Source organism: Microbulbifer sp. ABF4_148 (genome assembly GCF_056158985.1).
This window is the reverse complement of record NZ_JBSWUI010000001.1, coordinates 3,212,552-3,239,526: the sequence shown is the minus strand read 5'-3', so window position 1 is coordinate 3,239,526 and position 26,975 is coordinate 3,212,552. Positions and strand designations below refer to the sequence as shown.

At 56.6% G+C, this 26,975-nt stretch carries 19 protein-coding genes; 10 read left to right on the top strand and 9 right to left on the bottom strand.

What is annotated here, in order from left to right:
* Positions 1-18 precede the first annotated feature (18 nt).
* Positions 19-1,011 carry a recombination-associated protein RdgC gene (rdgC, locus tag ACXAD0_RS14280; protein WP_475089200.1) on the bottom strand — a complete coding sequence of 331 codons (993 nt, stop codon included), beginning with the start codon at positions 1,009-1,011 and terminating at the stop codon, positions 19-21.
* 294 nt (positions 1,012-1,305) lie between these two features.
* Between rdgC and ACXAD0_RS14275 the strand changes: the two genes are divergently transcribed.
* Positions 1,306-1,623, top strand: a complete 318-nt coding sequence (locus tag ACXAD0_RS14275; RefSeq protein ID WP_475089199.1) for a hypothetical protein — start codon at positions 1,306-1,308, stop codon at positions 1,621-1,623.
* Between the two features lie 94 nt (positions 1,624-1,717).
* Here the strand turns inward: ACXAD0_RS14275 and ACXAD0_RS14270 are convergent, their stop codons facing one another.
* The 6 genes from ACXAD0_RS14270 to ACXAD0_RS14245 all read right to left on the bottom strand — a co-directional run bounded on the left by ACXAD0_RS14270 (position 1,718) and on the right by ACXAD0_RS14245 (position 11,141).
* Positions 1,718-2,365, bottom strand: coding sequence for an HAD family hydrolase (locus ACXAD0_RS14270; RefSeq protein WP_475089198.1), 648 nt, complete (start codon positions 2,363-2,365; stop codon positions 1,718-1,720).
* Between the two features lie 89 nt (positions 2,366-2,454).
* Complete coding sequence (locus ACXAD0_RS14265; RefSeq protein WP_475090394.1) at positions 2,455-3,477, bottom strand: alkaline phosphatase D family protein; 1,023 nt, start codon at positions 3,475-3,477, stop codon at positions 2,455-2,457.
* A 77-nt stretch (positions 3,478-3,554) separates the two neighbouring features.
* Complete coding sequence (locus ACXAD0_RS14260; protein ID WP_475089197.1) at positions 3,555-4,694, bottom strand: alkaline phosphatase family protein; 1,140 nt, start codon at positions 4,692-4,694, stop codon at positions 3,555-3,557.
* Between the two features lie 85 nt (positions 4,695-4,779).
* Entirely contained in the window at positions 4,780-7,134 is a 2,355-nt protein-coding gene (locus ACXAD0_RS14255) for a TonB-dependent receptor domain-containing protein (RefSeq protein ID WP_475089196.1), read from the bottom strand.
* Positions 7,135-7,472: 338 nt separating this feature from the next.
* The gene (locus tag ACXAD0_RS14250) at positions 7,473-8,933 is read right to left on the bottom strand and encodes an aminoacyl-histidine dipeptidase (RefSeq protein WP_475089195.1); all 1,461 of its coding nucleotides are present in this window, start codon (positions 8,931-8,933) and stop codon (positions 7,473-7,475) included.
* Positions 8,934-9,182: 249 nt separating this feature from the next.
* Positions 9,183-11,141 (bottom strand): VacB/RNase II family 3'-5' exoribonuclease, encoded by a 1,959-nt coding sequence (locus ACXAD0_RS14245; protein ID WP_475089193.1) that lies wholly within the window; start codon positions 11,139-11,141, stop codon positions 9,183-9,185.
* 297 nt (positions 11,142-11,438) lie between these two features.
* Here ACXAD0_RS14245 and ACXAD0_RS14240 point away from each other — a divergent pair, with 297 nt between their 5' ends.
* From ACXAD0_RS14240 to ACXAD0_RS14230, 3 genes are all read left to right on the top strand, one after another.
* Positions 11,439-12,515 carry a Glu/Leu/Phe/Val dehydrogenase dimerization domain-containing protein gene (locus ACXAD0_RS14240; protein WP_475089192.1) on the top strand — a complete coding sequence of 359 codons (1,077 nt, stop codon included), beginning with the start codon at positions 11,439-11,441 and terminating at the stop codon, positions 12,513-12,515.
* A gap of 309 nt (positions 12,516-12,824) precedes the next feature.
* Positions 12,825-15,647 carry a M16 family metallopeptidase gene (locus ACXAD0_RS14235; RefSeq protein ID WP_475089190.1) on the top strand — a complete coding sequence of 941 codons (2,823 nt, stop codon included), beginning with the start codon at positions 12,825-12,827 and terminating at the stop codon, positions 15,645-15,647.
* 221 nt (positions 15,648-15,868) lie between these two features.
* The gene (locus ACXAD0_RS14230; RefSeq protein ID WP_475089188.1) at positions 15,869-17,188 is read left to right on the top strand and encodes a metal-dependent hydrolase family protein; all 1,320 of its coding nucleotides are present in this window, start codon (positions 15,869-15,871) and stop codon (positions 17,186-17,188) included.
* A gap of 75 nt (positions 17,189-17,263) precedes the next feature.
* Here ACXAD0_RS14230 and ACXAD0_RS14225 read toward each other — a convergent pair whose 3' ends face one another.
* Together ACXAD0_RS14225 and ACXAD0_RS14220 are read right to left on the bottom strand one after the other, a co-directional pair.
* Entirely contained in the window at positions 17,264-18,010 is a 747-nt protein-coding gene (locus tag ACXAD0_RS14225) for an SIMPL domain-containing protein (protein ID WP_475089187.1), read from the bottom strand.
* 56 nt (positions 18,011-18,066) lie between these two features.
* On the bottom strand, positions 18,067-19,239 hold the full coding sequence (locus ACXAD0_RS14220) for a hypothetical protein (RefSeq protein ID WP_475089186.1): 1,173 nt from the start codon (positions 19,237-19,239) through the stop codon (positions 18,067-18,069).
* A 105-nt stretch (positions 19,240-19,344) separates the two neighbouring features.
* Between ACXAD0_RS14220 and gloA the strand changes: the two genes are divergently transcribed.
* The 6 genes from gloA (at position 19,345) to ACXAD0_RS14190 (ending at position 26,909) form a co-directional block, all read left to right on the top strand.
* Positions 19,345-19,785, top strand: coding sequence for a lactoylglutathione lyase (gloA, locus tag ACXAD0_RS14215; RefSeq protein WP_475089185.1), 441 nt, complete (start codon positions 19,345-19,347; stop codon positions 19,783-19,785).
* 31 nt (positions 19,786-19,816) lie between these two features.
* Complete coding sequence (locus ACXAD0_RS14210) at positions 19,817-20,923, top strand: hypothetical protein (RefSeq protein ID WP_475089184.1); 1,107 nt, start codon at positions 19,817-19,819, stop codon at positions 20,921-20,923.
* Entirely contained in the window at positions 20,920-21,591 is a 672-nt protein-coding gene (locus ACXAD0_RS14205) for a GntR family transcriptional regulator (protein ID WP_475089183.1), read from the top strand. The genes ACXAD0_RS14210 and ACXAD0_RS14205 overlap by 4 nt, the downstream gene beginning before the upstream one ends.
* Before the next feature lie 2 nt (positions 21,592-21,593).
* Positions 21,594-21,902 carry a DUF6122 family protein gene (locus ACXAD0_RS14200; RefSeq protein WP_475089182.1) on the top strand — a complete coding sequence of 103 codons (309 nt, stop codon included), beginning with the start codon at positions 21,594-21,596 and terminating at the stop codon, positions 21,900-21,902.
* A 192-nt stretch (positions 21,903-22,094) separates the two neighbouring features.
* On the top strand, positions 22,095-23,495 hold the full coding sequence (locus ACXAD0_RS14195; protein WP_475089181.1) for a cyanophycinase: 1,401 nt from the start codon (positions 22,095-22,097) through the stop codon (positions 23,493-23,495).
* Positions 23,496-24,101: 606 nt separating this feature from the next.
* Positions 24,102-26,909, top strand: coding sequence for a TonB-dependent receptor plug domain-containing protein (locus ACXAD0_RS14190; RefSeq protein WP_475089180.1), 2,808 nt, complete (start codon positions 24,102-24,104; stop codon positions 26,907-26,909).
* Positions 26,910-26,975 lie beyond the last annotated feature (66 nt).

Here is a 26,975-nt window from a genome sequence, read left to right as displayed (position 1 = left end):
TGCTCGTATTGAGCGCCGTCAGAATTCGACTTCCTCAACCCTGGCCGCTTCGGCGTCAGATTCCGCTCGCGTCGATCTGGCCACAATTTCTTCCACGCTGACCGTTTCTGTATTGGTTCCGCCGAAGGCCTCTACGAGGTCTTTCAGCATACTGGCGAGTTCCAGTGTCATCACGGCGAAGTCAGCATCGAAGCGCTGCGCGGCGTCACCTGCGTCGGCACTGTCTGCTTTTTCGATCAGTTGGTCGCTGAACTTGACCCGTTTCAGGGAGAGCTGGTCGTCCACCAGAAACTCGATCCCGTCCTGCCAGCTGAGCGCCAGTTTGTGTACCTGCAGGCCGGCGACCAAATGATTGTGAATTTCCTCTGCGCAGAGATCCTGATTCTTACAGCGGATAACGCTGCCGGTATCCTTCGGGTCACGCAGTTCGCACTCCTGACCAAATTCAAAGCGCGCGGGTGCCTCCGGGGCGGTCAGCCAATGAGTCATCGCTTGCTGTGGCAGGTTCTTTGCCGACAAGGGCACCACAGCCAGGCTGCTGAGCGCCTCGCGGAGGTTTTCCAGCAGCTCTTCTGCGGCAGATGCAGAAGAAGCATCCACTACCAGAAGACCATCTTTTGGGGCGATATAGGCGTAGTGCAGGCGGGAGCGGGCAAATGCTTTGGGACGCATCTCCAGTAGAACGTCGTCCTTCAGGTTCTGGCGCTCCTTGCGGCCTACCTGCCGCCCCTCTTTTGCGGAGATTGCCAGCGCCATCTCTTCCACTTTCTCATTGATCACGCCTGCCGGCAGGACTTTCTCCTGCTTCTTGGCGCACACCATCAGATAGCCATTGGTCGCATGCACCAGCTCGGTGCCATGGCGGCCCAGCGGCGGTACCCATCCATAGCGGGCCGTGTCCTGACTGCCTACGGGAACAAAAGCCTGCGGAATAAGCAGTTCGTTCAATTTTTCAGCGGAAAGGTCGAAGTCGCGGGTAAGGCGATAGACTCGGAGATTCTTAAACCACATACAGCAGGCCATCGTTGATCGGAGCGGGCAGCAATTATGCGGAAAGCCAGCAAGCGGGGCTAGAGGGTACGAGGAATTTGCGACGTGTATCACCAGATGAGCAGCTTGTGGGGCACATCGACGAGCCCGGGCGGAACTTGGAGGAGGGAGGCTGGTCTTGCCTTGTAGCGAAGCGACGTTTATGCGAACTTGGGGCGCTTCTTTAGGAAATTATTGCTGGCAACAAAAGGGATGATGATGCGTTTTGTATTGCTGACGGTGCTCGCTTGCCTTACCGGTTGTTCAAATTTTCAGATGAGCTCGAATCTTGGGGCTTTTACACGGGATTCTGTCAAGGCGGCTTCGGTGAAGGAGTACTCACCGGTAGAGATTGGCCGCTATGATGCGGTGCCTTTGGGTATTGTGGAGGATTCCATGTGTCAGGATACACCCACAGACCCCAGGCCCTCCAAACGTGCGTTGCTCCGGCAGTTGAAGCAGCAAGCTGCGGACCGCGGCGCCAACGGTATTGTCCTCGAGCAGTGCGGCAAAGTTGCTGCGAGTATGTGTCGTGAGTCTATGGAGTGCCGGGCATCTGCCTACTCCGTGCCACAGCGGCAATCCAGGCCATGAACAATCTGACCTGGCTTTGGTGCCGCGGCTCGCGCATCGGCACCAGTAGTTGTTGCGAGCAGTCGGGCTAACAAGAGCCCAAGGGCTCAAGTGACTAGAGTCGCTTTTGGATTTCAGTTAACAGTGCAGTGGGAGAAGCGACCATCAATTCGGGTGCATGCTCCAGCAGTTCTTGCTCGCTACCATATCCCCACAGTACCCCAGCGGAGTGCAAGCCGTTGTTTTTCGCTGCGCGGATGTCAAATAGCCGGTCCCCGATCATTAACGAAGCGGGGCTGATTGACTGACTTTCCAGTAATTCGGCAAGTTGCCGGGATTTGGCAATGCCGACGTCACCGCCACTGATGAAGGCGAAATGGTGGCTCAAACCAAAGTGCTCAATAATGCGGCGGGCGAAGTCCTCGCGCTTGGATGTACAGACGCCTAGCGTAACGCCTTCCATGCTGCTGAGTTGGGCCAATACTTCGGGAATATCTGGATAAACGCTGTTTTCCAGGTAGCCGATATCGCCATAGCGCTCCCGGTAGCGGCTAATCAGGCTTTTGATGAGCGATTCGTCCTGGATATCCAGTAACTGCGCAAATGAGTAGTCCAGTGGTGGGCCGATAAATGCGCTGAGCGCCTGCTCCGTCATCGGCGCGAAATCGTGATATGCAAGTGCGTGGTTGATACAGCGGCTAACCCCAAGCAGAGGGTCACTAATTGTGCCGTCGAGGTCAAAGATCAAGTATTCGTAATGCAAGAGCGGGCCATGGATCCAAAGCTGAGCGACAGTGCTGATCGCCTATTCTGAACGATGTATCAATGCGATGTCGACCAGCTTCTTGTTAACTAAGGGGCATTCAACTCCGAAAGCGCCAATTGTTTCGTCAGTATCTCCTCACCGCGCTCCCCGACCAGTGACAAGGTGATCATCGGGTCCGGTTTGTCCCAGTCGATTTCCAGTAAACCAAAATTTGGGACATTGAACGCTTCACTCTGCCGGTGTTGGTTGGGGCTGATCTGTTTCCATGTTTCGGTCAGTCCGGAAGAGGTCATTTCCCAGAGAGGGTAGGGTACTGCCTTGTCTACACGACTTAGTTCTCCCCAGTGGGTGTCGCCACTGACGATGAGCACGCCATTGACTTGATATTGCTCGATGAGTCTAAACAGTCGCTCGCGTTCATGCGGGAAGTTCGCCCAGGACTCCCAACCGGTAAATTCCGGTAGTAGCTGTAAACTGGATGCAATGATGCGGATCTCTGCTGGTTTCTGCAGTTCCCGTTCCAGCCACTGCCACTGCGTTTCGCCCAGCATGGTGACTGTCGAATCCGTGTGCGGTTCGTAGGGTCCGAGGTTGCGCGGTGCCTTTGTCGCGAGGTAACTGACTCTGCCAACCCGATGAATGTCGTCACGATTCCAGCGCAGGTCTGGCAACAGAATCTGAACTCTTCTGCCCTTCGGGCCGATCATGTAGCTGGTATAGATTCCATCCGGGCGTCTGCGCCGGAGAGAGTCATCTGGCTCTTCGAAGAAATCCAGTAAGACCTGACGGGAGGCCGCTTTTTGCGGATAGTTTTTTCCCGCATCATTTTCGCCATAATCGTGATCATCCCAGATTGCGATGACTGGGATCTGGCTGCGGAGTGCTGAAAAACCTGGTTTTGCAGCAAGTTGATCATATTTTGCCTGAAGCTCAAGCATGTCTTCGGTATCACCATAGATGTTGTCACCCAGCAGCATAACCAGTTGTGGGTCTGATTCCGCGATTGCCTGCCAGATCGGTTGCGGTTTCGCCTGGTGAGCGCAGCTGCCGAAGGCAATGCGTGATAGGAGACTTGTATCTACTGCAGGGGGCGGCAGGGCGCTGCACATCAGGGACATTGCAGCAGTGACCATGCCGATCAGTGTGATGAGGATAGATCTGCGTGGCGCGATTGGCTGAAAGCGGCTCATTTCAAAAACTCCTGCAAAGGTGCCCCGGTGTCGCGGTGGTAATCCTGCGGATTGAGCTCCAGCAAGGTTAATGCCGTGGCAGCCAGTTGGTTCTGATATGTCGTCTTGCGTTCAGCGAGCTCACCAGCCCTGGCGATATCGGGCCCGATACCTGCCATCCAGATCGCGTCCGCACCCTCTATCCCCTGTTTAGAGAAGGCTCTTAGCCCAGTGAAATACTCCTGCACGGCGCGCGGGCTCGCATGATGGGGCCAGGTCTCGGCAGTAAGGCCGCGTCCGTGATCCACTGTAATGAGCAGGTTGGTTTTGTTGCGATAGTCTTGATGGGATTGCAGGGTATTCCAGAGATCCTGCAGGAACCGGTCGGATCGGTGGGCTGCCTCGAGATACTGATGGTAGTCGCCATCATGGGCAAAGTCGTCGGTTTCCCCCAGGGCGATGTAGAGCACACGCGGTGTGAATTCGAGCAGGTACTCCCGTGCGAATCCATAGGTAAAGGCATCGAGTCGCACGTTGTGCCAGGGGCTCGGCGTTTGCTGTTGTAGTTGATTGAGAAATTGGGCTCGAGCAGACAGAGGCTCCCAGTCTGCCGGCTCGAACCCTGCATTCACATAAACATGGCTGCGGTCTCGATTGATGATCGCCGGAAATACATCCCAGCTTCCGAAAGCGGCTACCTTACCGCTGAACGCGGGCTGTGAATTCAGCCATTCCAGAATTGTTTTATTGCGATTGGGGCGCGGTGCATTACTCCGGATATTCGGGTCAGCACGTCCCGTCAGTATTTCGTTGTAGCCAGGATAGGAGAACCACCATTCATTGGTCAGTGAGACCGGTGCATTCAGATCGCGATTGCCAGACAGCACCCCCTCTTTTGCGATGGTGTGCCAAATAAACGGCATGAGCTTGCTGCGCTTGCTTGCCGTTGAAGGACCGCCAAATTTTTCCGCAAGCTCTTCGGGCTTTTCCGTAAGGGATGGTTCCAGAAGCAGTGTGTCATCGTAGCCCCGGAAAACCTCCTGCCAGCGCAGCCCGTCCAGGGTGACGATGACGAGGTTTTCTGCACTGTGCGCGGGTGCTGGCATAATCAGCACACTGGCGGCGAATAACAGCGAATGAATACACTTTGCCGGCATGGAAAAGTTCCTGAGGAGTGAATGGAAGGCAGAGAGCATGGGCTTCACTTCCAGTGTCGGTGAAGCCCACTATGAATCGCAACGGTTAGAAGTCTATGGTTGCAGACAGGGAGGTCGTGCGCGGTGCACCAATCCATGCGCCGTTGGCAACAACACTACCCAGATAGTCCTCATCCAGCAGATTGTTTACCACCAGATTCAGGTTGACGTTGCTGATGGGACCGCTGCCCTGGAAGACATTAACACCCAGGTAGGCATCTGCGACCGTATAGGATTCTGCGGTCCATGTGTTGGCTAGATCAACAAAGCGATCCCCTGTGACTTTCGCGGAGAGTCCAGCGTAGAGCCAGTCCGCGCGCCAGTCGATGCCCAGGACAAGCAGTTGGTCGGCAACGCCGATGACCTCGTTGCCAGGTACCAGTCCCTGTGCAGCATCGACCGCGGTATCGCCAGTGCCGATATAGGTTGCGTCGGTCAGTGTGAAGGATGCATAGGCGTTCAGGTTTTCCGAGAAGTCATAGTCGAACAGGAGTTCGATCCCCTCCGATTCGATGCCGCCGGCATTGAAATAGGAGCCGTTAGTGCCAATCAGGTAGCTGGGGCCGGCGGAGGTATTGCTATCCAGGAAGATGATGCGGTTGTCGAACTCATTGCTGAAGTAGGTGGCTGTCGCCGCGAGCGCACTGCCCTGATAGCGCAGTCCCAATTCAATGGTTTCTGATGTTTCCGGCTCGATGTTGTCTAGATCAGACTCCGGACGCTCGAGAATGATGTCGCCAATGGCCTTGAAGTTCTCGGCGTAGCCGGTAAACACTTCCATGCCTTCCAGTGGTGTTTGCCATACCAAACCCGCAGAAATCAGGAGGTCGGAATCGGAATCGATATTGGCGTTCGGTGTCTCAAAGAAACGATCCTCCCGCTCGACTTCAACCAGGAATTGCTTAACGCCGAGGCTGAGCGTGAATGTATCCACGGTGAGCGCATCTTGCAGATACCATTTGCTGGTTACCTGAGGGTAGCTGCGATCATACTGGATCCAGTACGGCGTTGGATCAAAACCGGCGCCCCGCGATGTGTCCAGAATATTGTGCCAGTCCCGATACTCATCCCGGGTGGCGTCTTCATACCAGAAACCTCCGCGGAGCTGGTTATCCAGGCCGGCAATCTGGTTTTCGTGAGTGAAGTCCACGGTGAAGCCAGTGCGCTCTTTCTCATAGTGGGTATGACGATAGGACATGACCGGGATCGCGCCCGCAGGATAGCAGCCGGGATCAAACTGGGCACTCGCCTGACCATAAATAGTGACGATGTTGGACGTGCAGCCTTCAGCTGGAGTGAGCGCGTTGCCATCCGAATCAACGAAATAGAGCAGACCGTTGCTGCGACTGGTTTTCGCTGTGCTGCCTCCGAAGTACTCGGAATTTCCCTGTTCTCCGTCATTGGTGACATCCACCAGGTACGGTGGGACCCAATCGCCACGCCCCTCGTTATTGTGACGATAGACGCCGCCTTGCAAGTTCAGCGTGTCGGTCAGATTGAAATCAAACTGCGCATAGGCAAGCAGATTTTTTCGCAGGGTTGACCATCCCTGCCGATAGAGCTGGTCAATATAGGGAATGCCCGTCCACTCGCCGGTGAGGAAATCAGTTTCCGGAAACTGCTCAAATTGTGCATCCGCATAAATACGTTGGTAATTGTCCTCGTGGATATCATCGTAGGCGATATAGCCACTGATGTTGCCAGCGGGGAACTCTGAAACGAACTTTGCTGCAATATGCTCGCGTTCGTTCTCGGCAGTTTCGGTAATCCAGTCGGTGGCCTCTTGTGTAGAGTAGGAAACCCAGGCTTTGGTGTTGCCGGCGATCAGCCCGGTATCGTGACGCAGGTACAGGCGTTGTGCATCGAACTCTCCGAGCGAAATTTCCGTGCGGGTGCGGCGGATATCTTCAGGGTCGGCTGTGCGATAGTCGATGGTGCCTCCCAGTGCTTCGTGGGAGCGGGTGGCGATATCGGCAGTGCCCTGGGAGACCTCAATACCGGCAATGTTGGCAGGATCGACAAATCGGTTTGCTTTGGAACCGCCACCGTAATTGGAACCACCATTCGGGACGCCGTCAATAGTAGTACCAACCTGTTGTTCATTCAGTCCGGTGGTGAAGCCGCGAACGCTGATTTGTGTCGACCAGTCGTCAAAACCATAGGTATCCCCTTCGTTGACAGATACACCGGGCAGGTTGTCAATCAGGGCGTTCACGCTGGTCAGGGTCGATTGCTGTTGGCGCATTGGCTCGGTGACGGCGCTGCTATTGAAGGTCGCGCCTGAGCCCAGAACCGTGACTTCTTCGAGTTTGTCGTTGTCCATTTTGCGAGATTCGGCTTCTTCGGCAATGGTCGGAGTAGCCGCAAGAGTGATCGCGAGAGCGAGGAAATTCCTGTTCATCGTTTGTCCTATCGATTGAGGCGTCATTGATTGGCTGCGTATTGTTGGCTCTGATGTAGGCAGCCCATTGTTTTGCGCAGGTACAATGGCGCGCCGAGATGAAGTCGGCTTGACGTTCGTGTGAATTAATTTTTGCAAGCAAATGAACAGATGGTTGATTAAAGTGACTTGCCGCGCAGGCGAATCGCTACCAACGAAAGATGAAGAGTTTCAGGCAGATCGGGTGAGTATCGCAGAAATATTCTGAGTGACAGGGAGTTGGGGAAGCAGGGAGAGCGGGATAGCTTCTGCCGCTCAGGCGTTTTGCACGCTTGGCGGCAGGATCAGGTTGCGCGATGTCAGGCGCGAGTGGGAATTGCCGCAACGACTTTCAGGAAGTAAGTCCAGAAGTTGCCCACGCTTTCGATGTGAACCCGCTCTTCCGGCGAATGCGCGCGGCGGATCGTTGGGCCAAAGGACACCATATCCCAATTCGGATAGGGCTTTGCCAGCAGGCCACACTCGAGCCCCGCGTGAATGACTTTCACCTCTGGCTCTTCGCCGGCCATTTCCCGGTAAACCTCTTTCATCAGCGCCAACAGGGGAGAGCGCATGTTGGGCGTCCATCCCGGATAGTCGTTGTCCAGTGAGGCGTTGGCGCCCGCCAGTTCAAACACCGCAGCGACATTCAGTCCATGTTGGTCGCGCGCGGTATCGGACAAGCTGCGCACCAGGCACTGAACGCGCACTTTCCCATCTTTGGTGACGACACGCGCCAGGTTGTTGGAGGTTTCCGCAACGCCTTCCAGTGCGGTGCTCATCCGCTCGACGCCACTGGGGCAGGCGCGAATCATTTGGATCACGCGGCGTTGCGTCTCGGTGTCCATGACACCACTCGGCGCTTCACTGGGCTCGAGTGTAATGTCGAGTTTGCTCTCGCTATCGTATTCCCGCGCGATCGCATCGCTTTCCTGCTGGACGACGGACGCCAGCGCATCGGCGGAGCCTGCCGGTACCGTGATAACGCTGAAGGACTCGCGTGGAATGGCATTGCGCAGGCTGCCCCCGTCCAGGCTGGCAATACGCAGCTCGGGAATCGCGCGGGTAGCGGCATCAATGATGCGGTTGGCCAGTTTGTTGGCGTTGACGCGCCCTTTGTCGATATCGAGACCGGAATGCCCGCCCCGCAGTCCGCGCACTGAAAGTTGTAAAGCCGCGTGGTCGACAGGCGTCGCTTCGACGGAGTAAGGCAGCTCAACATTGACATCGACACCGCCGGCACAGCCCACATACAGCTCGCCCTCATCTTCTGTGTCCAGATTGAGTAGAAGGTCTGCCTCGAAGAATCCCGGCTGCAGGCCTTTTGCCCCGGTCATTCCGGCTTCTTCATCAATGGTCAGCAATGCCTCGAGAGGAGGATGGGGGATATCGGTGCTTTCTAGCAAGGCCAGTATGGTCGCAACGCCAATCCCGTTATCGGCGCCCAGGGTAGTACCTTCGGCAGTGACCCATTCGCCGTCGATATAGGGCTTGATTGGGTCCGTGAGAAAGTCGTGATCTGTATCGGCATTCTTCTGTGGGACCATGTCCACATGGCTCTGCATAGCCAGTGTTTTACGGTTCTCCATGCCGGGGGAAGCCGGCTTCTTGATGATCACGTTGCCTACTGGGTCCAGTTGCACATCGAGTCCTCGCGCCTTGGCGAACTCTACGATATAGGCGACGATTTGATCTTCGTGCTTGGACGGGTGCGGAATCTCACACAGCTTGGAAAAGTGCGTCCATAACGGCGCAGGGTGCAGGGTACTGATACTGGTCATAGGTGCCCGGGTCTCGTTTTTTGAACGTTGCCATCAAGACGTTTTGCGATTGTGTCGCAAGTCTCGCCTGGTGAATGCATTGTGACGGGAGGGATGATCGGTTGTAAACCGGTCATACCCATCCGCGGAATCTCTGGGGTGGGTGAGCCCATTACTGAGCGGTCGCACTGTTGGTATCAGAGCGTGCTCGATCTGAGCCGATAGCGATGGATGCCCACCCCCGACATGCAGAGATGGGCATCCGACACGTTAGTCGGTGGCGGCTTCCGGTGCTCGTTTGACCAGCTCGAGAGCGATCTTGCGTTTGTCGACATCGACAGCCGACACTTTGACTGACACCGGTTGATCCAGCTGGAAGCGCTCACCCTGGTGTTGAATGGTCAGATGCTTGCCATCAAATTCGGGAGGATTCTTTTTGTTGCCGTTCATGCGAACAAATCCGTCGATCCCGTTGATGTCGAGGCGCACACCGATACCGGCGCCGTTCACCATGGTTACACGTCCGGTAAACTCCTGGCCCTTTTTATCTTGCATGAACTGGCTGTACAGCCACTGTTCCAGCGCGCGGTTGGCCTGTCGGCCGGCGATCAGGCTCTCCTGCAGACGCTCGAGTTGTTCGTCATCCAGTGCAGGGGCTTCTTTGCCCTCGGCAACGGCTCGCAGGACGCGGTGATTGTGCAGGTCGTTGAACTTGCGGATCGGCGAGGTGACTGTCGCGTAAGCGGTCAGGCCCAGCCCGAGGTGAGCGCCGGGTGCGTTGGTGAGCTGGCCGGGGCGCAGCATTCTCTTGAGGACCGCGAGTGCGTTGCGCAGTTGGGGGTTCTCCTGAGACTCAAGATGCTTGACCAGTTCCAGGTAATTGTCGAGCTGGTGCAGGTCTTTTTCCGCAAATTCCGGCAAGATTTCCTTCAGCAGGCTTTGTACCTCGCCCATGCGCTCATCCCGGAATCCCAGGTGTACTGAGAAGCAGCCCGCGCCGAGTTCCGCCAGCTTCTGCCCCATGGAAATATTGGTGGCGAGCATCGCTTCTTCCACCATACGCTGAGCGGCATTGCGCTCCTGACGTTCGATCCGTTCAATCTTGCGTTGTTTGTTCAGGTAGATGGCGTAATCGGGTCGATCTTCCATGATCAGCGAGTGACTGGCGCGGTACGCTGCGCGGGCTTCACTGAGCGCGGCCAGACGACGGAGGCTGTCATGCTGCTCGGCGGGTACGGCGGCATCCTCACCATCGATGAAGCGGCTGACCTGCTCGTAGCTCAGTTTGTGCCGGGATTGCACCGAAGCGAACTGATACTGGCTTTCGCCCAGGCTGCCATCGCTGTTGACATCGATATGGAAGACCAGGGCAGGGCGCAGCGCTCCCTCGATCAATGAGAAAGTGTTTTCGCACAGGGTGCCCGGCAGCATTGGCAAGGTCTCGCCGGGTAGGTACTGACTGTGCGCCCGGGTAAATGCTTCTTTGTCGAGCGGGCTTCCCACCTCAATCAGGCTGGAAGGGTCGGCGACGGCGATATGCAGTGTCCAGCCGCCATCCCGTTCGCTGACGGCCACTGCGTCGTCCATATCGCGGGTGCTCTCCGCATCGATGGTGACAAAGTTAAAGTGGGAGAGGTCTTCGCGGCTGGCGGTCAAGTCAGCAACTTCAGCGCCAATCTTCTCTGCCTGTTTCAGTGCGCTATTGCTGAAAGCCTCTGAGAGCCGGTACTGGGCAACCACGTATGCGTGCTCGATGCCTGGCATATCCGGTTTGCCAATGACACCCTCAACCCTTGCCTGGGCTTTACCATCCTTGAAGGGGTGGCGATTGATGGAGCAGGCAATAAATTCCCCGGGCTGGGCCTTACCGCGCGCCCTCGGAGGCAGGAAGATCCAGCGAGACAGGCCATGCTGGCTTGGCTGAATGAAGTGCCCCTGACCGCGTTGAACATATTGCCCGACGAGGTACTTGAGCTCACTGTCCAGCAGGGCATCCAATTCTGCCGCCAGTTTCCCTTTGTCTTCCTCAGACAAGCTCACCCGGACACGATCGCCGGGAAAGACCCGCTCCATTTCCGGTGGGGGCAAAAAGGCCTCGCGGCCGTCGTCCAGTACCACAAAGCCAAATTTGCCATTGCTGCCGCGTACACGGCCCTCGGCGAACTCCTTGGTGGAGCGGATATCGGATTTCAATTGGGTAAGTTGTTTGAGGGCGTCAGCGTTCAGCATTGGGGGTCTCTACGGCTCAATTTTGCGCGCGGATTCTACCAGACCGGCGTGTAGGGGCCAGTATTTACGGTTGATGGGGTTCAATTTCGTGACCGTTAAGACAGGCCTGGTTGGTGTGTGATAAACATCCTAATATCAATGATTTTGTAAGATGCAGATATTTGTGTTTGGCCCTTTTCTGCAAAGAATGCAAACAAAGTGTTGCGGTGATGGATATAATCATGAATCGGTGAAAACGCTGATGAAGGCTGAGGTTACCGCCCGGCCGAAATACAAGTTTCCCAAGAGGAACAATAAATGAGTATCTTTTCCCATCCCGCCTTCGATAGCCATGAACAAGTGGCTTTTTACCAGGACGCCAAAAGCGGACTGAAGGCGATTATTGCCGTGCACAACACCAATCTGGGCCCTTCCCTCGGTGGTTGTCGTATGTGGCCCTATGCCGACGACGCGGAGGCTCTGAACGATGTCCTGCGCCTGTCCCGTGGTATGACTTACAAATCTGCCATGGCCGGTCTCAAGCTGGGTGGCGGCAAGTCCGTGATTATTGGCGATCCGCGCAAGGACAAAACGCCAGAGCTGCTGCATGCGATGGGAGATTTCCTCAATACGCTGGGTGGACGCTATATCACTGCTGAAGATTCCGGCACCAGCGTAGCAGACATGAAAGTAATCGGAGAACGTACACCCTACGTTTCTGGGGTGATCGCGGAGTCCGAGCACGGTGGCGATCCTTCGCCCTCAACGGCCTATGGCGTTTTCGTGGGGCTCAAGGCAGCTGTCCAGCATCGCTGGGGTAAAGCGGACCTCAATGGCCTCAAGGTGGCCCTGCAGGGTGTCGGTAATGTCGGTTTCCGTCTCGCGCGGATGCTGAAGGATTCCGGTGCCGAGCTCTATGTGACCGATATTTTCCAGGACAATATTGATCGTGCGGTCAATGAGCTGGGCGCGACTGCGGTCGGTGCCGAGGAAATTTTTGACCTGGATGTGGACCTGTTTGCTCCCTGTGCACTCGGTGCGGTGCTGAGCGATGAGACCATTGGTCGTCTGAAAGCACAGGTCATTGCCGGAGCGGCGAACAACCAGTTGGCAGAGGAGCGTCACGCGGGCATCCTGCGCGAGAAGGGCATCCTCTATGCGCCAGATTACGTCATTAACGCCGGTGGTATCATCGACGTGTATTACCAGCAGCAGGGCAATTACGATCCTGCTCAGGTACGGGCTCATATTGAGCAGATTGGTGACACCATGGCGGAAGTCTTCCGGCGCGCGGATGAGTCTGGTCAGACCACGGCAGAGATCGCGGATCGTGTCGCGGAAGAGCGCTTCGGTCACGAGGATACTCTGGGCGCCGGTAAATCCGTCGCTGCCTGAGCCACTGCTCGTCCGCCGGTGTGATGCAACGTCATGCCGGCGTGCTGGGTGAGCTGGCGAAAGGTAGTACGCTTGAACAGCGGAAAGATTGAATAGAAAAGGGCGCAATTGCGCCCTTTTTGTTTTCTTGTTGTGCCTCACCTTCGGGGGCTGCTCCTGTGTCCTCGATCCCCAGACGTAAAGCGCCCGCGTCGCACGGATACTGCGTGAATTGTTGCCTACACTTTTCCTCCATGGGAGTGTCCGGAATCGATACTCCTGTTCTGATCTGATGATCGTGCACCCCGCATATTTCCAGGAAGGAAAACCATGACAAACAGAGTCTCTCTGTCGCTTCTTCTGGCCTGCCTGTTTCTGCTGAGCGCCTGTGGTCCTTCTGAGCGCAGCGAGGATGTCCATCCCGCACTGACAGTGGATCGGGACGCGGCCAAAAGCAGCCGCGCGGCAGCGGCGAATAAGGAAGCCTTCGTTGAGCCGCCAAAACTGGAAATCCCGTTTCATAAGGAAGTTCTCGATAACGGGTTGACGGTCATTGTCCATGAGGATCACAAGGCGCCGGTCGTCGCCATCAACGTTTGGTACAAAGTGGGCTCAAAAGACGAGCCGCAAGGCAAAACCGGGTTTGCGCACCTGTTCGAGCACCTGATGTTCAACGGCTCCGAAAACTACCCCGGGGAGTTCTTCGAACCCTTCCAGCGCTCCGGTGCCACGGATATGAACGGCACCACCAACAATGATCGCACCAACTATTTCGCCACCGTCCCCAAAGGGGCGTTGGATATGGCGATGTGGATGGAGTCGGATCGTATGGGGCACTTTGTCGGCGCCATTAGCCAGGAAAAGCTGGATGAACAGCGTGGTGTGGTGAAGAACGAAAAGCGGCAGCGGGAAAATGCGCCATACGGACAGGCTTTCGACATTATTGCGAGCAGCACTTTCCCGCCCAATCACCCTTATTCCTGGACGCCGATTGGCTCCATGGAAGACCTGGACGCTGCCAGCCTGGATGACGTTAAGCAATGGTTTAAAGACTACTACCAGCCCTCCAACGCCATTCTGGTTATTGCCGGGGATATCACGGTAAAGGAAGCGATGGCCAAGGCGAGGGAGTACTTTGGTGATATTCCCAGTACTTCGGTGCCCGCGCGCATTGAAAACTGGGAGCTTCCCGTTCAGGAGAACAAGCGTGAGGTGGTCTTCGATGATGTGCCCCAGACACGCATTTACAAGGTTTGGAACGTGCCCGGCATTGGCAGCATTGAGGAGGAGTCCTTTGACCTGATGACCTCGCTGCTAGCCAACCGCAAAAATTCTCTTTTGTATCGGAAGCTGGTGCGTGATGAGCAGGTGGCGACCGGTGTCAGTGCGTTTTATTACGGGCGCCAGCTGGCTGGCCAGTTCTTCATCATTGTGGATGTAAAGCCCGGGCAGTCAGTGGAGAAAGTTGAAGCGCTCATTGACGAAACCCTGAACCAGTTTGTACAGGATGGGCCGGATATTGCGGACATACGCCGTATCAAACAGAGCGAATATTCCGGGTTGGTAAAAGGGTTGGAGAAGCTTGGAGGATTTGGTGGCAAGACCGATATCCTTGCCACCTCCGAGTTCTATTATGGTGACCCCGCTGAGGCGCTCGAGGGGCTGCAGCGATATGCCCGGGTATCGGCCGCCGATGTGCAGAGTGTGGCCGAGCGCTGGCTGACGCCTGAGAGCTACACACTGATCATCGAGCCAAAGCAGGAGTATTCGGCTGCCGAAAAGGGTGTTGATCGCTCCCAGTTGCCGGCAGTTGATAAGAATGTTGAATTGGAGCTGCCAGAGCAGATCGAATTTACCCTGGACAACGGGCTGCCAGTCGTTTTGGCAGAGCGGCATGATACGCCGGTTGTCTTTATGCAGCTGCAGTATCGTGGTGGTTCCTCGGCAGATGGGGAGCTTCCCGGTCTGTCCTCCCTGACCGCGCGGATGTTGAGCGAGGGGGCGGGCGACCTGGATGCACTGGAATTCAGCGCACGCCAGGAAGAGCTGGGTGCGAGTATCTCGGCGGGCAGTGGCCTCGACTACAACAGCATTACGTTCACCGCGCTGAAAAATCAGTTGCAGCCTTCGCTGGAATTACTCGAGAAGTTCATTCTCAAACCGCGCTTCCCCGAGGAGGACCTCAAACGAGTGAAGTCCAATCGGCTGGATTCCATTGCGCAGGAGCGCTCACAGCCCAGCAGTCTGGCGATGCGCGCGCTCCCGCCGCTTCTGTTTGGTAAGGACCATCCCTACGGGGCGCCATTGACGGGCTCCGGCACAGAGGAAGGGGTCAAAGCGATTTCCCGGGATGACCTGTTAGGTTTCCACCAGCGATGGCTGCGCCCGGATAACGCGCGGCTGACCGTAGTGGGTGACGTGACCCGCGAAGAGCTCGAACCGCTCCTGAATAAGACGCTGGGTCACTGGAAGGCGCCCAAGGAAGCCCTGGCCAATATCGATATCACCGAGGTCGACCGCCCGCCTGCCGCGCGTGTCTATCTGATCGACAGGCCCGGTGCGCCGCAGAGTTTTGTGATGGCCGGACTGTTAATGCCAGACTGGAAACCCGAGGGCTCCGAGGCCTTTGATGCGATGGCATCCGCGGTAGCGGGGAAGTTCACCTCGAGAATCAATATGAACCTGCGCGAGGACAAGAACTGGACCTATGGCGCCCGTGCAGTGGCGATGGATACGGAAGGACAGCGGGTTTACATTGCCTACGCCCCGGTGCAAACCGATAAAACAGCCCCCGCCATTCTGGAGCTGATCAAGGAATACGATGACTACATTGGCAGCAGGCCGATTACGGAAGAGGAGCTTGCAGACTATCGGGATGATGAAGTGTTAAAGCAGAGCTCTCGTTTCCAGACCAAAGGGCAGCTGTTGTCCAGCATTGCCTGGCAGAGGCAAAAGGGGTTGCCACCCGAGTATATCGCTGAATATCCAGAGCGCGTCGCTGGCTTAACCACCGACGAAGTGGCACAGGTCGCGCGCGAGGTGCTGGCACCGGGCCAGTTTACCTGGGTCATCGTGGGCGACCTCGATAAGATCAAGGATGAGGTTGAGGCATTGAACCTCGGGCCGGTTGAGGTATTGCCCAGCGACAACTGAAGGTGCTGTTGAGAAAGCGATTTTGCAGAATAGCCGGCGCAGTGCGCCGGCTATTTTTTTGCCCGGAATGACAGGGGAGGCTCCGAAAACTTCACATTGTGGAAACACCAGGATTTTGGCTTCGTCCGTCGATTGCGGTAGATTGTGCGCGCAACGCAACAATCGCAATTGGTATTGATAGTGGCCGCTGCACCGCTTCATCCATACCTAAGGGTACGACAATGAGAACAATATCCATGTTTAATGGTTTTCGACGCGGCCTCGCTGGCATCGCGCTGGCTTGCCTGGCAGTGCTCTTCAGCAGTATGGCCAACGCCGAGGCCGTGGCCATCTATGCCGGGCAGGTGTTTGATAGTGAGAGCGGCAAGTTGTTGCCGAACCGCACCATTCATATCGTCGATGGCAAGGTAGAGTCCGTGCAGCAGGGGTTTGCCAAGCGCGACCGGGAAACCTTGATCGATTTGCGGGATTACACCGTATTGCCGGGTCTGATGGACATGCATACCCATCTGGCGACCGAATTTGGCCCGCGCACCTATGTCGAGCGTTTCACCTGGAATCCGGCCGACTATGCCTTGCGTGGAGTGGATACCGCTAACCGGACGCTGCAGGCAGGGTTTACCACTGTGCGTGATCTCGGGGATACCGGCAATGTCACGGTGAGCCTGCGCAAGGCGATTGACCAGGGCACGATCGATGGGCCGCGTATCTTCACCGCCGCCAAGTCGATCGCCACGACCGGTGGCCACGCGGATCCCACCAATGGTTATCGCTCTGACCTGATGGCTCAGCCGGGTCCTGTCGATGGCGTGGTCAACGGTGTGGCCAGTGCGCGCGAGGCGGTCCGGCAACGCTATAAAGACGGTGCAGACCTGATCAAGATCACGGCGACCGGGGGCGTGCTCAGCGTGGCGAAGAGCGGCCAGAATCCACAATTCATGACGGACGAGCTCGAAGCGATTGTCGAAACCGCGAAGGATTACGGATTCACGGTTGCGGTGCATGCCCACGGCAAGGAGGGCATGGAGCGTGCGATTCGTGCGGGAGTGGACTCCATCGAGCACGGTACCTATATGGATGGTGAAACCATCGAGCTGATGAAGCGCAATGGTACCTGGTATGTCCCCACGCTGATGGCAGGGGACTGGGTGACCGAAAAGGCCGCGATTGATGGGTTCTTCCCGGAGATCGTTCGGGTTAAGGCGGCCGAGATAGGTCCGTTGATGAAAGACACGTTTTCTCGCGCTCACAAGCGAGGGGTTCGCATTGCCTTCGGTACCGATAGCGGTGTCAGCCGGCATGGAGATAACAGTCGCGAGTTCCAGTTGATGGTGGACGCGGGTATGTCACCAGCAGAGGCGATTCAGGCGGCGACCTGGAATGCCGCTTCCCTGCTGCGGATGCAGGACCAGCTCGGCAGTATCAGTGAGGGGCGTCACGCGGATATTATTGCAGTGCGTGGTAATCCGCTGGAAGACATCACGTTACTGGACGATGTGCAGTTCGTGATGAAAGGCGGTGAGGTGCATAAGAAGCCTTGACGATTTGACCAGGTTTCACGAGAAAGGGCGATCATTTGATCGCCCTTTTTTATGTGGCCAACTGCTGCAGTATCACTAGTCTTTCAGTTCAAAAACCAGTTGCAGCTGCACATTGACCGTGCTTTCTCCCAGGGCGACCGGTGTGCTGTCGGTGGCCATCGACATCTCGGTGCGCATCATCGGGCGGGGGCCGCCGCCGTGTCCTTCGCTAATGCTGACAATGCGCTTCACTTTCATGCCCAGGGATTCCGCATAATTCTCTGCGCGAGACCGGGCCTGCTTCAGAGCGCGCTCGCGGGCCTTGGCCAGCAAGGGTTCGGGTTCGCCGATAGAGAAACTGGGCCCATGGATATTATTGGCCCCGGCATCGGACAGCTTATCCAGTGTTTCGCCAAGGGTCTCGAGATTACGCACGGTAATGTTGACCATATTACGGGCCCGGTAGCCAGTGATGGTCGGTTGCTGTTGCCCCGCAATGCGCCGGTTGCTGTACACGGGAGAGAGGCTGATACCACTGGTTTGCACGTCTTTCTCGTCGATACCTGCCTCTTTGATGGCTTTCAGCAGGGTCAACATCTGTTCGGCATTGGCCTTCATGGCGCTACCGCTGTTTTCTGCTTCAGTGACTACCCCGGCAGACAGATTGGCGACATCCGGTGCCTGGCTCGCTTTACCGCTTGCAGCGATTGTGACCAGCGTGCCTGTTTCGGAAGCGCTACCACTGCTGCCTCCACCGCATCCCGCCATGGTGAATATCAGGCCAGCGACAAGTGTTGCGGCGGTGAGTTTAAGCGCTCCGGGCAGAGAGGAAGAATGTTGCATGGTCGACTCCTTGTTGTGTCTCGCGGGATGGCGAGCGTTTCCTTTTTATAACGATGTTAGCTGAACACGCGCTGAAAGCTTTCGTCCGGTGCCTGGTAAATCGCAAATCCAAGCCGCAGAAGCCGCTGGCGGCGATCACACAGCACGCCCCGTGCCCGCAGTTCTTTTTGCAGCGCTTCGCTGGCACTCGCAGTGCCGCAATCGAAGGTAAAGAAGTGCCCATGGCCCTGTTCCAGGTCGTGATACAGCAGGTGCTCGCGGTTCAGTAACGGGTGGTCAGCCTCATCCATGGCAACGAGAAAGCGCTGTTGCGCGGCGCGTACATAGTCATGGATGGCGGACACGGTGATGCCGTCGCGCTCGAACAGTTCGAGCACCGCCAGCGCCTTGTACATCGGCGAGTAATCCATGGTGGATCCCGCGAAGCGCAGCCAGTCGTCTGCATAGCCAACCCGGTCTGCGCGATTTTCCAGTTCTCCCAAATCAGCGAACCAGCCCGTATAGCGCGGTCGCAGGGTGCAGCCTCGCGGCACACTCATAAAGCAATGCCCTTCACCTGCGCCCTGGTATTTGTATGAGCCGGCGATATAGAACACCTTGTCGGCTATCGGACCGAGGTTGGTCGGCAGCGCAAAGTAGCCATGGTAACCATCGATGACAAACTCTGTGCGGTCGGGCTTGCGCGCGGCGATATCCAGCAGGTTAGGAAAAGCGACGCCGGAATCGAAGAAGACCTGGCTGGCGTAAGCGATCTGGTAGTCGCCGCGTTGCAGTTCGTTCTCGAATCGTTCCGCAAGGCTGGCATAGGGCTCTTTGGGGATTCGGGTGACCTCTACATTGGGTTCTTCCTCAAGACGCTCCATCTGGCGCGTAAAGCTGTAGAATTCCCCGTCGGTTGTCAGCACCCGCAGCGGTTTGGCCGGATCAAAGGCACTGAACAGTCGATACACGAGTTCATGGGTGTTCGGCGCGATGGCGAGTTGCTCCGGAGCCGGCAGTCCGAGCACCTGTGCCACGGCAGATTGCCAGGCGGGGATTTTGGCGCCAAATATGTGCCCCCACTTGTCGTCCACAAGCCGGGCGGCATCGTGCCAGTACGCCTGTACAGCGTCGAGGGTGACGTCAGCCCAGAAATGGTGAGAGTGACAGGCCATATGCAGCAAGGGTTGGGACTCAGAGCCGGCGTTTGACGCCCCCTGTAGGAAGTGGCGGTAATACTTCTGATACATTTTGTTCTGGCGCCCTTGGTTGGAACCGATTAATTTATCCCGCGATTGTAGCCCTATTGGCGTCCGGGACGCCGACCTGTTGACGTATAACGGAGGAAATACCCGATGGAATACCTGCATACAATGGTTCGTGTTGCAGATTTGGATGAATCACTGAAATTCTACTGCGAGAAGCTGGGGCTGCAGCTGGTCAGCCGCAAGGACTACGACAAGGGGCGTTTCACCCTGGTTTACCTGGCAGCTCCCGGAGATGCGGAAACCGCCCGTGAAAAGAAGGCGCCATGCCTGGAATTGACCCATAACTGGGACCCAGAGACCTACTCGGGTGGACGGAATTTTGGCCATTTGGCGTACCGGGTGGATGATATCTATGCGCTGTGCCAGCGTTTGATGGATGCGGGCGTCACCATCAATCGGCCGCCCCGGGACGGACATATGGCATTCGTAAGGTCTCCGGACGGGATTTCGATCGAATTGTTGCAGAAAGGCGAGCGCCTCGAGCCCCGCGAGCCCTGGGCTTCCATGGAAAATACCGGCGAATGGTAATCGCCCGAGCCGTAAAGCAAGAGATATCAGAGTGAAAAAACCGAGTGTAGTACTGCTGGCGGGGGCCGGCGCCGCCCGCCGGATTCGTGAAGAGGGGCTGAAACAGGAGCTGTTCTCCACGCTCATCGGCGCTTCAGGTGGCCCCAAATGGCTGGTGATCAGCCAGCTTGACCGGGTCTTGATGGGGGCATTCTTTAAAGGGCGCCGCGACAAGATCACCACCGTCGGTTCGTCCATCGGCAGTTTTCGCAATATGTGTTATGCCATGGCGGAACCGCTGTCTGCCCTGGAGCGGCTCGAGTACGGCTATATCAATCAGTCTTATGACTCAGATCGCCCGACGCCGGCAGAAATTACCGAGGCCGGTGAGAAAATCCTGCAGGATACGCTGGGGGTGAAGGGTGCTGAGGAAGTGGCCTATAACCCGATTTGGCACAGCCACTTTGTGACCGCGCGTGGTCGCGGTCCCCTGGCCAGCGAGAAACCAGCGGTTTTGGGGCCCGCATTGCTCGCCTCGGCGCTGGCGAATGCGGTGTCCCGGCACAGCCTGGCTGCATTCTGGGAGCGTGTGGTGTTCCATGCTGGCGAGGCGCCGGGGCTGGCGTTCCGCAATCTGGCCACCCAGAACATCCGCCTGTCGCCGGACAATGTCTGTCCTGCGGTACTGGCCAGCGGTTCCATTCCTCTGGTGATGGCGGGGATCCAGAATCCCAGTGGTGCGCCGCAGGGGAACTATCGGGATGGGGGTATTACGGATTACCATTTTGACCTGCAGTTTGAGCACCCGCCCGGTCTGGCCCTGTATCCGCATTTCTTCCCGTATATGGTGCCCGGTTGGTTCGACAAGAGCTTGAGCTGGCGTTGGGTGCAGGGTGGGGCTTTGGAGAATACCCTGCTGGTCGCACCAGCGCCGGGCTTCGTCGCGAGTTTGCCCTATGGCAAAATCCCTGACCGCAATGATTTCTACAAACTGGATACCCCGGAACGCCTCAAATACTGGAATGCTGTGGTCGATGCGAGTCAGCGGGTTGCCGAAGATTTCTACGAGTTGTGGCAAACCGGCAAAGTGGTCGACCATTTGATTGAAGTGGGGCAGGGGGATGTTTTACACAAGCTGGATCGGGTAGCCGCCGCATGAGTGAATCACCGGAGTTTAACTCGCCTCCAGGTGAGTTTCGTACGACACAGGAGCGTGTCTATTATCAGGTTCGAGAGGCAATCCTACGCGGCAAATTCTTGCCCGGACATCCCGTGACGCTGCGCGGTCTCGCTGCGGACCTGGGCTGTAGTCCGATGCCGGTTCGGGAGGCGTTACGCCGGTTGACTTCTGAGCGAGCGCTCGAGCTATCCGATACCCGCCGCGTTACCGTGCCGACCATGACACCGGAAAAACTCGCGGAAATTTGTGCCGCCAGAGTGGCACTGGAATGCCAGGCTGCCGAACAGGCGCTGCCACATGTGGACGCAGAAGCCCTGGAGGCGCTGCGCGCCCTGGATGATCGTGTGACTGAGTCTTTGCGGGAAAAAGACATTGAGGAATACGTCACCGCAAACCTGCAGTTTCACTTCACACTGTACCGGCTCGGTGAGCCGCATATCATTTTATCCCTGATCGAGAGCCTGTGGTTGCAAACCGCACCACTGCAACATCTGGTGTTCCGTCGGTTTGGTGTGCAGGAACTGCCGGACCGCCACCACGACCTGCTCGAAGCGATTGCATCGGGTGATGTTTCGCGGGTGAGGCTGGCAATACAGCAGGATATTGAAGAGGGCCTCGGCTCCATTCCGGATGAGGAATTGCAGTAATCGTGTTTTCTTATATTCATCTGGTGCTGCATTTCGCCGTGCCTGTTGCCCTGGCATTTGGTTTTTTTCGCAGTGACTGGAAGCGCGCCGCGCTGATTATGCTGGCGGCGAACCTCGTCGATCTCGATCATCTGTTCGCAAATCCTGTTTACGATCCAGGTCGCTGCAGTATCAATTTTCACCCGTTGCACAAGCTTCTGCCGATTTCACTGTACGGTGGCATGATGTTTTTACCCTGGAAACCGGTGCGTTACCTGGGGATCGGGTTGATGACGCATATGTTGCTGGACGCACTCGACTGTGCGATCTGAGTGCAAGTTAGTGTGATGCGCGCACAGTATTGTCGCGAAAGGTCGCGCTAACTTTTCATTTTTTTCCTGAAGTTGCCGGATTTCTCCCTCGGCTTTGTCTGAGCGATGCGCTATTTCGCAAAGTCGTTACTCTTTGATGACATAACAACAACGGGTCGGTTACTGGCCGGCTTATATATCAAGGAGAAAATAATGATCAGGAAAAGCGCCTTGTTGTTCTCCCTGGCTTTCGCGAGTCAGGGTGCACTGGCCTGTATTACGCAGGAATCTGAATCCAACGACGCGGAACAGGATGCCGATGGCCCGGTATGTTCTGCCCAGGCCGTGAGTGGCGATATTGCCAACCGAAGGGACCAGGACTGGTACTACTTTGATATCAATGAGGCGGCGAACCTGAATATTTCGCTGGATCATGATAGTCGGGATGATTTCGACTGGTTCCTGTATGACGCCAATCAGCAATTGCATGCGGCGGAAACCAGCAGCACACCCGAAAGTGCTGCGGTCGCGGTAGACGGCTCCGGTCGCTATACGCTCAAAGTAACGCGATACAGCGGTCGGGGTGCCTACACCCTGGACGTGTCTGGCATTCCCGACGGTAATGGCGGCGGTGATCCCGGAAATGGCGGCGGTAACCCGGGCGGTGGCAGCTGCGACCTGGGGGCGCGGCCTTCAAAGCCGGGTGGCCTCACCAACTACCTGACCGGAAATGCTGCGGACGTTTGTGTGGAGCAAACCGATGGTGGCCTGCTGGTAATGGGCGGCGGCACAGACGTGGATGACGCCTTTACGCTCCGCGTGAAACCGCTGATCGGTGGTGGTGACGTCGTCGTTTTGCGTACGTCGGGGAGTGATGGTTACAACGATTATCTGTTGGGGCTGCTCGGTGCTGACTCTGTCGAGACTTTGATGGTTGACCGGGTTCAGCATGCGAACAGTGAGTATGTTGCCTGGGCCGTCCGCTCTGCCGAATTTGTCTGGATTGCGGGAGGTGACCAGTCCGACTACCTGAATCAGTGGCAGGGAACCGCCCTGCAGACCGCGCTGGAGGAAGTGCTGGCCCGTGGCGGTGTGCTGGGGGGAACCTCTGCCGGTGCCGCCGTGCAGTCTGAGTTCATTTACGACCCGGACGGTGTGCTGGGTGCCTATTCATCCGAGGCGGTGACAGATCTCTGTCACGAGTACATCAATATTTCGTCCGGCTTCCTCAGCAGCGGTGTTATGGCAGACGTGATCGTGGATACGCACTTTGCCGAGCGTGATCGTATGGGGCGCCTGATGGCCTTTATGGCTGGTCTGCCCAATGGGATTCGCGGTATTGGTGTCGACGAAGCCACGTCGATCTTCTTTACCAGCGACGGCAATGGCGTGGTGGACGGTAGTGGCAATGTCTACGTTCTGGCGGAGGATGGCTCGACGTCCCGCACCCAGGCATCCTGTGGCTTGCCCGTCATCTATGAAAATGTACTTCGTTACAAACTGTCGGAATCCGATCAGTTCAATATCCTGACGGGTGCTACCGGCGTAACGCCGAAGCGTATCGGTATTGATGGGCGCGATAGCAACTTCTATATCAATCAGCCCTATCAGTAGTAACCAGTATTCGAACGCCAGTGCCGGGTGGGAATTTTTCCCGCCCGGCTTTTTATTGTGAGGCAACATTCTGCGTATGGGGCATGCGTTGCGCCCGCTCCGCAGAAAATTTTGTCTGAGCCGCTGTGTCGCTGATATTTCCCTGATGGCTTTTTTGGGGGTTTACAGTGGTTTTTCAGCGTGATAAAAAATATGTGAAGTTGGCTGGAAGTTCTTTTTTCAGCTAGCGGACCCATCCAAAAATTGGAAAGCACTAGAAAGCGTTATGTATTCGAACATCGAAGTCATTATTGCTGTCATTGAGTGCTGCTCTGCCAACTACTACCTCAGCGAGTGGTTTGACGAGTAGCTTCCCCGCATCGGCCTTGCCATGCGTTCAACGCTGTTGAGCGTGTTGCCGAGCACAAGGAAGCTATAAGTCGGTCTTTTTTCCTCCGTCTTATTTTTGCCTTATCCAAATTCTGCAGGATTGGTATGTCTTGGGCATGCTGATTTGTGTCTTGCTGCGGCCGGCGTATGCGCGCCTGGAAATTCCGTGCGCGTAAAAACTAGTGTTTATTCGGAGAGTAATCAGGGCCACGTGCCTGTATTCAAGAGGGATTCATAATGAATAAAAGAACCCGGCTGTATACCGCCATTCACTTTGCCGTGGGCTGTTCGCTGGCGGCCGGCGGTGCGATGGCGCAAGACGCACAGCTTCAGGAAGAGTTGATTGAACAGGTCACAGTAACCGGTACCCACATCAAGGGACTGGATACAGAAGGAGCCGTACAGGTCGTACAAATCGATCGCGACGAAATTGAAGCATCCGGTGCGACTTCCGCCATCGAGATTCTGCAACAGCTGACGCAAACCGGCGGCGGCAACGGTACATTTTCGACCTCTTCGGGCGGTCCGCTGTCCAGCAATACGCCGGTGGGTGCCGCCGGTGTTTCCCTGCGCGGTTTGGGTAGTTCGGCCACGTTGGTACTCGTGAACGGTCGCCGTGTCTCAGTGAGCTCCTTCGCCAAAGGTCAGGAATCTTTTGTCGATGTCAATGCCATCCCACTGGCTGCTATTGAGCGCGTGGAAGTATTGCCGAGTGGTGCGGCAGCGACCTATGGCGCCGACGCAGTAGCAGGTGTTGTGAACTTTGTGTTGCGTGATGATTTCGAAGGCAATGAGCTCGGTTTCAGTCATGGCAATTCCACCGCATCTTCTGATGAAGGGAAGTACAACCTCAACTGGGTCTGGGGACGCCAGGGCGAGCGCAGCCGCAGCCTCGTGGTTGTCGACCTGTTCAGCCGTAACGCACTCTATGACCGTGATCGTGCGTTTACCGCTGACTCAGTGCGCCCCAGCCAGCAAGGTGTGTACCCCAGCTTTAACGACCTGTTCGCGATGTGGTACGACCAGACCCAGGCGCCATCGGCAGGCGGATGTGCGGAGGACCAGTTTAAGTTTGGGTCCTTTGGCGACTACTGTGAATTTAATCCGAACGGCGTCGTTGCAACCGATGACGAGTATCAGAGCGGCAGCGTTGTGGCCAACTTTGATTATGAAATTTCTGAGAACCTGGAGTGGTTCAACAGTCTGATGGTTCAGGCCAGTGAATCTCGTGGTACCGCGGGCCCGGCCAATTTCTCCCGGGCGCCCTTTGATCCCGAAAGTCCTCTCTGGCCCGAAGCGCTCAAGGCCGATATTGTCGAAGAAGGCTCATTCAGTCCCGATTTCCCGACAGATTCCTTTAGTGATTTCTACGGCTATCCGATCTATGCCTGGGGCAAGACGCCCGACCCGCGTGCGATCGAAGTTGAAAGTCAGTCAGTCCGTTTACTGACGGGGCTGCGGGGTGAAGTCGCGGACTGGGACTGGGAAGTTGCCGCCAATCTGGGCCGCAGTGAAAGTGAACAGCGGGGCTTGTCCGGCTTGTACAAGGCCGACGGATTCTATAACGCCGCGCTGGGTAATCTCTGTACCGACGGCACCGTGGTTGAGCGTTGGGATGTCGACCTGGCCCGACCTGATGCGAGCTTTGTAGGTGAGACCTGTGAAGACCTTGGCAAGACCACTGCCTGGTACAACCCGTTCGACGGACAAACCAGTCAGGACCCGGCGATTGACGAGTTCGTTCGCACCGATGCGCAGCGCAATGGCGAGTCGCGCCTGTACGCGGTCGATGGCAACCTGTCGGGCGACTGGTTCGAGATGCCAGCGGGTACCGTAAAAGTGGCGATTGGAGCGGAGTTCCGCCGCGAATCTGTGGTGGATACACCGTCCGCAGATGCGATCTCCACCACCCTGAACCCGGAGCCGATCCTGGGCTTCAGCTCCACTTCCGCTGATGCAGAGCGCGATCAGTGGGCGGTCTATATGGAGCAGGCGATTCCGCTGGCGGAAAGCACGGATATGCAGCTGGCCCTGCGCTATGACCACTACGACACTTTTGGTGGTGACTTCAATCCGAAGGTTGCCCTGCGTCATGCCTTCAATGATGCGGTGATCCTGCGCGGCAACTGGTCCACCTCGTTCCGTGCGCCTTCGCTGGCGCAGATTGGTGCCGGGACCCTGCTCAGCAGCTACACCATCGACTGTGGTGTGACGCCTGGAGCGTGTGACGGCCTGCTGGACGAAGATGGTGAGTCTCTGCTCTCTGAGGAAGTATCCAACCCCGAATTGAAGCCGGAAGAGGCGGAAACCTGGGGGGCGGGTATCCTGCTCAAGCCGACAGAAGACACTGAGATCAGTATCGATTACTGGAGTATCGAGCACGAGAATCTGGTTGATGTGGCCGAGGATGACTTTATCCTGCGCGCCCTGGCTGGCGAATTTGCGGTGGTCGGCGAGGGTGAGCTGCCTACGGGTACGCCTGGACTCGAGGTCGATAACGGTGGGTTTGTCGTGGATGCCCATTTCCAGCTGACCAACCTCGGCTTGCAGAAGACCAATGGTGTCGACCTGGCATTTACCCAGTATCTGGATACGGATTCTTTTGGTAACTTCCGCTTGACCTTCGATACCACCTACTTGGCCGAATTCGACCGGGAAATCTCCGATACCTTTGGTGTCGAGAGTGAGGCGGGCGCATACCGCTATCCTCGCTGGCTGGCAAATGCGAAACTGCGCTGGAGATATGAAGACTGGTCCGCTTCTCTGGGGGCGCGCTACACCCACAGCTATCAGGATGATCCCACGCGTCGTGTGCTGGCCGCCGTCGGGCTGCCCGATGACGCAGAGGTCGAGGTGGACAGCTGGACTGTGGTGGATATGAGCCTCAGCCGTGAATTGCCCAACGGCAGCTGGGTCGGACTGCGAGTCAACAATTTGCTGGATGAAGAGCCGCCGTTGGTACTCGGCACCAGCGCAAACGTTGACCATGTTAACCACAACTCCATGGGGCGCTTTGTGACCCTGAGTTACGGGCACGCCTTCTAATTCCATAGAAGGTAACCAGCCCGGGCGTAGTCGCTACGCCCGGGCGTCGAATTTCTGGATGTAAAC

Excerpts from the sequence above, each read along its gene's own strand:
- ACXAD0_RS14240 (WP_475089192.1), top strand. The coding sequence starts at position 11,439 with ATGAGTATCTTTTCCCATCCCGCCTTCGATAGCCATGAACAAGTGGCT.
- ACXAD0_RS14225 (WP_475089187.1), bottom strand. The coding sequence starts at position 18,010 with ATGCAACATTCTTCCTCTCTGCCCGGAGCGCTTAAACTCACCGCCGCA.
- ACXAD0_RS14220 (WP_475089186.1), bottom strand. The coding sequence starts at position 19,239 with ATGTATCAGAAGTATTACCGCCACTTCCTACAGGGGGCGTCAAACGCC.
- rdgC (WP_475089200.1), bottom strand. The coding sequence starts at position 1,011 with ATGTGGTTTAAGAATCTCCGAGTCTATCGCCTTACCCGCGACTTCGAC.
- ACXAD0_RS14195 (WP_475089181.1), top strand. The coding sequence starts at position 22,095 with ATGATCAGGAAAAGCGCCTTGTTGTTCTCCCTGGCTTTCGCGAGTCAG.
- ACXAD0_RS14255 (WP_475089196.1), bottom strand. The coding sequence starts at position 7,134 with ATGAACAGGAATTTCCTCGCTCTCGCGATCACTCTTGCGGCTACTCCG.
- ACXAD0_RS14190 (WP_475089180.1), top strand. The coding sequence starts at position 24,102 with ATGAATAAAAGAACCCGGCTGTATACCGCCATTCACTTTGCCGTGGGC.
- ACXAD0_RS14235 (WP_475089190.1), top strand. The coding sequence starts at position 12,825 with ATGACAAACAGAGTCTCTCTGTCGCTTCTTCTGGCCTGCCTGTTTCTG.
- ACXAD0_RS14205 (WP_475089183.1), top strand. The coding sequence starts at position 20,920 with ATGAGTGAATCACCGGAGTTTAACTCGCCTCCAGGTGAGTTTCGTACG.
- ACXAD0_RS14245 (WP_475089193.1), bottom strand. The coding sequence starts at position 11,141 with ATGCTGAACGCTGACGCCCTCAAACAACTTACCCAATTGAAATCCGAT.
- ACXAD0_RS14250 (WP_475089195.1), bottom strand. The coding sequence starts at position 8,933 with ATGACCAGTATCAGTACCCTGCACCCTGCGCCGTTATGGACGCACTTT.
- gloA (WP_475089185.1), top strand. The coding sequence starts at position 19,345 with ATGGAATACCTGCATACAATGGTTCGTGTTGCAGATTTGGATGAATCA.
- ACXAD0_RS14265 (WP_475090394.1), bottom strand. The coding sequence starts at position 3,477 with ATGTGCAGCGCCCTGCCGCCCCCTGCAGTAGATACAAGTCTCCTATCA.
- ACXAD0_RS14275 (WP_475089199.1), top strand. The coding sequence starts at position 1,306 with ATGAGCTCGAATCTTGGGGCTTTTACACGGGATTCTGTCAAGGCGGCT.
- ACXAD0_RS14260 (WP_475089197.1), bottom strand. The coding sequence starts at position 4,694 with ATGCCGGCAAAGTGTATTCATTCGCTGTTATTCGCCGCCAGTGTGCTG.
- ACXAD0_RS14230 (WP_475089188.1), top strand. The coding sequence starts at position 15,869 with ATGAGAACAATATCCATGTTTAATGGTTTTCGACGCGGCCTCGCTGGC.